Genomic DNA, 5,559 nt, shown 5'->3' with positions numbered 1-5,559 from the left:
GATTTGACTCCCAAGTATGGCCGCGGGTAAGTTTGGAGAGTTGCCCCGGATGCTGGCCTGTGTGGTTGGTGGATGGTGTGCGTCCGATCCTTGAGAACTCAACAGCGTGTCAAAAATCGATGCCAAATTATCCTCGTCTCGAGGTGGCGGCCTGCGGATCCCGAAGGGGTGTGTGGGTGGTTGCTTCGAACGAATTTTCCTTTGGTTGACAATGATCATCTAGCAGTTGTTTTTGCTGGTTGTTCTTGCTCAGCCAGGTTTTCAAATCCCTTTTGTGGGTATGGATTTTCTTCCGCTTCTTTTGGAGTGGGGGATATTTCATCATCAACGGAGAGTTTGATCCTGGCTCAGGACGAACGCTGGCGGCGTGCTTAACACATGCAAGTCGAACGGTGACCCTTGGAGCTTGCTCCAGGGTGAGCAGTGGCGAACGGGTGAGTAACACGTGAGTAACCTGCCCCAGACTCTGGAATAAGCGCTGGAAACGGCGTCTAATACCGGATACGACACGCCTCCGCATGGGGAGCGTGTGGAAAGTTTTTCGGTCTGGGATGGACTCGCGGCCTATCAGCTTGTTGGTGAGGTAATGGCTCACCAAGGCGATGACGGGTAGCCGGCCTGAGAGGGCGATCGGCCACACTGGGACTGAGACACGGCCCAGACTCCTACGGGAGGCAGCAGTGGGGAATATTGCACAATGGGCGAAAGCCTGATGCAGCGACGCCGCGTGAGGGATGACGGCCTTCGGGTTGTAAACCTCTTTCAGCAGGGAAGAAGCGCAAGTGACGGTACCTGCAGAAGAAGCACCGGCTAACTACGTGCCAGCAGCCGCGGTAATACGTAGGGTGCGAGCGTTGTCCGGAATTATTGGGCGTAAAGAGCTTGTAGGCGGTTTGTCGCGTCTGCTGTGAAAATCCGGGGCTCAACCCCGGACTTGCAGTGGGTACGGGCAGACTAGAGTGTGGTAGGGGAGACTGGAATTCCTGGTGTAGCGGTGAAATGCGCAGATATCAGGAGGAACACCGATGGCGAAGGCAGGTCTCTGGGCCACTACTGACGCTGAGAAGCGAAAGCATGGGGAGCGAACAGGATTAGATACCCTGGTAGTCCATGCCGTAAACGTTGGGCGCTAGGTGTGGGACTCATTCCACGAGTTCCGTGCCGCAGCTAACGCATTAAGCGCCCCGCCTGGGGAGTACGGCCGCAAGGCTAAAACTCAAAGGAATTGACGGGGGCCCGCACAAGCGGCGGAGCATGTGGATTAATTCGATGCAACGCGAAGAACCTTACCAAGGCTTGACATATACCGGAAACATTCAGAGATGGGTGCCCCGCAAGGTCGGTATACAGGTGGTGCATGGTTGTCGTCAGCTCGTGTCGTGAGATGTTGGGTTAAGTCCCGCAACGAGCGCAACCCTCGTTCTATGTTGCCAGCACGTAATGGTGGGGACTCATAGGAGACTGCCGGGGTCAACTCGGAGGAAGGTGGGGATGAGGTCAAATCATCATGCCCCTTATGTCTTGGGCTTCACACATGCTACAATGGCCGGTACAAAGGGCTGCGAAACCGCAAGGTGGAGCGAATCCCAAAAAACCGGTCTCAGTTCGGATTGGGGTCTGCAACTCGACCCCATGAAGTTGGAGTCGCTAGTAATCGCAGATCAGCAACGCTGCGGTGAATACGTTCCCGGGCCTTGTACACACCGCCCGTCAAGTCACGAAAGTCGGTAACACCCGAAGCCGGTGGCCCAACCCTTGTGGAGGGAGCCGTCGAAGGTGGGACTGGCGATTGGGACTAAGTCGTAACAAGGTAGCCGTACCGGAAGGTGCGGCTGGATCACCTCCTTTCTAAGGAGCACTGGCCACGTTGTGGTTCAGAGCCTGGTCTGTCCCCGAGTGTGGGACGGCAGGTGCTCAGGGTGGAACATCGATTATTTGACGCCGCTACTCGTGGTCACGAGTACACCTCCTTCGGGGGGACGGAAAGTGACTGTCGGGGACACGGCGTTTGACACGTTGTTGGGTCCTGAGGGCTCGGGCGTCAGCTCGTTTCTTCATGGCCTTACAGGTCAGGACCTCTGTCGTGGTCGAACCGCTGCTCGCCTTCGGGTGGGTGGTAGGCGCCAGGATCGTGCAGGGGGCCGCCCGTATGTTGAGAACTACACAGTGGACGCGAGCATCTGTATCTTTGTGGTCCAAGTTTTTAAGGGCGCACGGTGGATGCCTTGGCACCAGGAACCGAAGAAGGACGTAGGAATCTGCGATAAGCCACGGGGAGTCGATAACCAGACTGTGATCCGTGGATTTCCGAATGGGGAAACCCGGCTGGAGGCAAGTCCAGTCACTCTCATCTGAACACATAGGGTGAGTAGAGGGAACGTGGGGAAGTGAAACATCTCAGTACCCACAGGAAGAGAAAGCAACCGCGATTCCGTGAGTAGTGGCGAGCGAAAGCGGAAGAGGCTAAACCGTATCTGTGTGATAGCTGTCAGGCGTTGCAGGTACGGGGTCGTGGGACCTCTCAGTTGGGACTGACATCCCGGCATGGAGTCAAAAATTCGCGTGATAGTCGAAGGGCATTGAAAGGCCCGGCACAGAGGGTGCGACCCCCGTAGACGAAATTGCGTGAACTTCAGAGAGTTATCCCAAGTAACACGGGGCCCGAGAAATCCCGTGTGAATCTGGCGGGACCACCCGCTAAGCCTAAATATTCCCTGGTGACCGATAGCGGACAAGTACCGTGAGGGAAAGGTGAAAAGTACCCCGGGAGGGGAGTGAAATAGATCCTGAAACCGTGTGCCTACAATCCGTTGGAGCCTCCTTGTGGGGTGACAGCGTGCCTTTTGAAGAATGAGCCTGCGAGTTAGTGCTCAGTGGCGAGGTTAACCCGTGTGGGGAAGCCGTAGCGAAAGCGAGTCCGAATAGGGCGAATGAGTCGCTGGGTCTAGACCCGAAGCGGAGTGATCTACCCATGGCCAGGTTGAAGCGACGGTAAGACGTCGTGGAGGACCGAACCCACTTAGGTTGAAAACTGAGGGGATGAGCTGTGGGTAGGGGTGAAAGGCCAATCAAACTCCGTGATAGCTGGTTCTCCCCGAAATGCATTTAGGTGCAGCGTCACGTGTTTCTTACCGGAGGTAGAGCTACTGGATAGCCGATGGGCCTCACCAGGTTACTGACGTTAGCCAAACTCCGAATGCCGGTAAGTGAGAGCGTGGCAGTGAGACTGCGGGGGATAAGCTCCGTAGTCGAGAGGGAAACAGCCCAGACCACCAGCTAAGGTCCCTAAGCGTGTGCTAAGTGGGAAAGGATGTGGAGTTGCATTGACAACCAGGAGGTTGGCTTAGAAGCAGCCACCCTTTAAAGAGTGCGTAATAGCTCACTGGTCAAGTGATTCCGCGCCGACAATGTAGCGGGGCTCAAGCACACCACCGAAGCTGTGGCATTGACACTTTGCCCGGCCACCACACCTGCGGGTTGGTGGTCCAAGCGTGTTGATGGGTAGGGGAGCGTCGTGTGGCCAGGGAAGCGGCGGAGTGATCCAGCCGTGGAGGCCACACGAGTGAGAATGCAGGCATGAGTAGCGAATGACGGGCGAGAAACCCGTCCGCCGAATAACCAAGGGTTCCAGGGTCAAGCTAATCTGCCCTGGGTAAGTCGGGACCTAAGGCGAGGCCGACAGGCGTAGTCGATGGACATCCGGTTGATATTCCGGAACCGGCGAAGAACCGCCCATGACGAACCTTTTGATGCTAAGCGCCTGAAGCCTGCTGACGTCTTCGGACTGATGCGGGTGGAGCGCGCGACCCGATTTGGTAGTAGTCAAGCAATGGAGAGACGCAGGAAGGTAGCCTCCGCGTGGCGATGGTAGTCCACGTCCAAGGGTGTAGGGAGTGAGATAGGCAAATCCGTCTCACACATATCCTGAGACCTGATAGTGACCGCGAATGCGGGAAGCAGGGTGATCCTATGCTGCCAAGAAAATCTTCTAGCGAGGTTCGAGCCGCCCGTACCCCAAACCGACTCAGGTGGTTAGGTAGAGAATACCAAGGCGATCGAGTGAATCATGGTTAAGGAATTCGGCAAAATACCCCCGTAACTTCGGGAGAAGGGGGGCCCAGAGGGTGAAGTTCTTTACGGACTAGCCTGAACGGCCGCAGAGACCAGGGAGAAGCGACTGTTTACTAAAAACACAGGTCCGTGCTAAGTCGCAAGACGATGTATACGGACTGACGCCTGCCCGGTGCTGGAAGGTTAAGAGGACGGGTTAGATCCTTCGGGGTCGAAGCTCAGAATTTAAGCCCCAGTAAACGGCGGTGGTAACTATAACCATCCTAAGGTAGCGAAATTCCTTGTCGGGTAAGTTCCGACCTGCACGAATGGCGTAACGACTTCTCCACTGTCTCAACCATGAACTCGGCGAAATTGCACTACGAGTAAAGATGCTCGTTACGCGCAGCAGGACGGAAAGACCCCGGGACCTTTACTATAGCTTGGTATTGGTGTTCGGTACGGCTTGTGTAGGATAGGTGGGAGACTGTGAAGCCGGCACGCCAGTGTCGGTGGAGTCAACGTTGAAATACCACTCTGGTCGTTCTGGATATCTAACCTCGGTCCGTGATCCGGATCAGGGACATTGCCTGGTGGGTAGTTTAACTGGGGCGGTTGCCTCCTAAAAGGTAACGGAGGCGCTCAAAGGTTCCCTCAGCCTGGTTGGCAATCAGGTTTTGAGTGTAAGTGCACAAGGGAGCTTGACTGCGAGAGAGGCATCTCGAGCAGGGACGAAAGTCGGAACTAGTGACCCGGCGGTGGCTTGTGGAAGCGCCGTCGCTCAACGGATAAAAGGTACCCCGGGGATAACAGGCTGATCTTGCCCAAGAGTCCATATCGACGGCATGGTTTGGCACCTCGATGTCGGCTCGTCGCATCCTGGGGGTGGAGTCTCTCCCAAGGGTTGGGCTGTTCGCCCATTAAAGCGGTACGCGAGCTGGGTTTAGAACGTCGTGAGACAGTTCGGTCCCTATCCGCTGTGCGCGTAGGAAATTTGAGAAGGGCTGTCCCTAGTACGAGAGGACCGGGATGGACGAACCTCTGGTGTGTCAGTTGTTCTGCCAAGAGCACCGCTGATTAGCTACGTTCGGAAGTGATAACCGCTGAAAGCATCTAAGCGGGAAGCACGCTTCAAGATGAGATTTCCATGGACTTCGGTCCGAGAGGCTCCCAGCTAGACTACTGGGTTGATAGGCCAGACGTGGAAGTGCAGTAATGCATGTAGCTGACTGGTACTAATAAGCCGATAACTTGACACCACCCAAAAAAGAAACAAAGCGTGTTCGCGTCCACTGTGCAGTTCCCGAGATACGGTCGGGAACCCGATTGACATCTCCATAGAGTTTCGGCTGTCATAGCGAAGGGGAAACGCCCGGCTCCATTCCGAACCCGGAAGCTAAGCCCTTCAGCGCCGATGGTACTGCACTGGTGACGGTGTGGGAGAGTAGGACGCAGCCGGACAAACATTCCAGAAATGGCCCGCCCACCCGGCGGGCCATTTCTCATTTC

The 5,559-nt window shown here is 55.9% G+C and carries 3 rRNA genes; all 3 read left to right on the top strand.

Annotation, left to right across the window (positions count from 1 at the left end):
* Positions 1–324 precede the first annotated feature (324 nt).
* The 3 genes from N802_RS18935 (at position 325) to rrf (ending at position 5,511) form a co-directional block, all read left to right on the top strand.
* Positions 325–1,848, top strand: a 16S ribosomal RNA gene (locus N802_RS18935).
* Between the two features lie 345 nt (positions 1,849–2,193).
* Positions 2,194–5,308: ribosomal RNA gene (locus tag N802_RS18930) — 23S ribosomal RNA — on the top strand.
* Positions 5,309–5,394: 86 nt separating this feature from the next.
* Positions 5,395–5,511 (top strand): 5S ribosomal RNA (rrf, locus tag N802_RS18925).
* Together the 16S, 23S and 5S rRNA genes form the textbook arrangement of a ribosomal RNA operon.
* Positions 5,512–5,559 lie beyond the last annotated feature (48 nt).

This window comes from Knoellia sinensis KCTC 19936 (assembly GCF_000768705.1).
Classification (GTDB): Bacteria; Actinomycetota; Actinomycetes; order Actinomycetales; family Dermatophilaceae; genus Knoellia; species Knoellia sinensis.
Note: the sequence above shows the minus strand (reverse complement) of the source record. Positions and strands in the feature narration are given on the sequence as shown.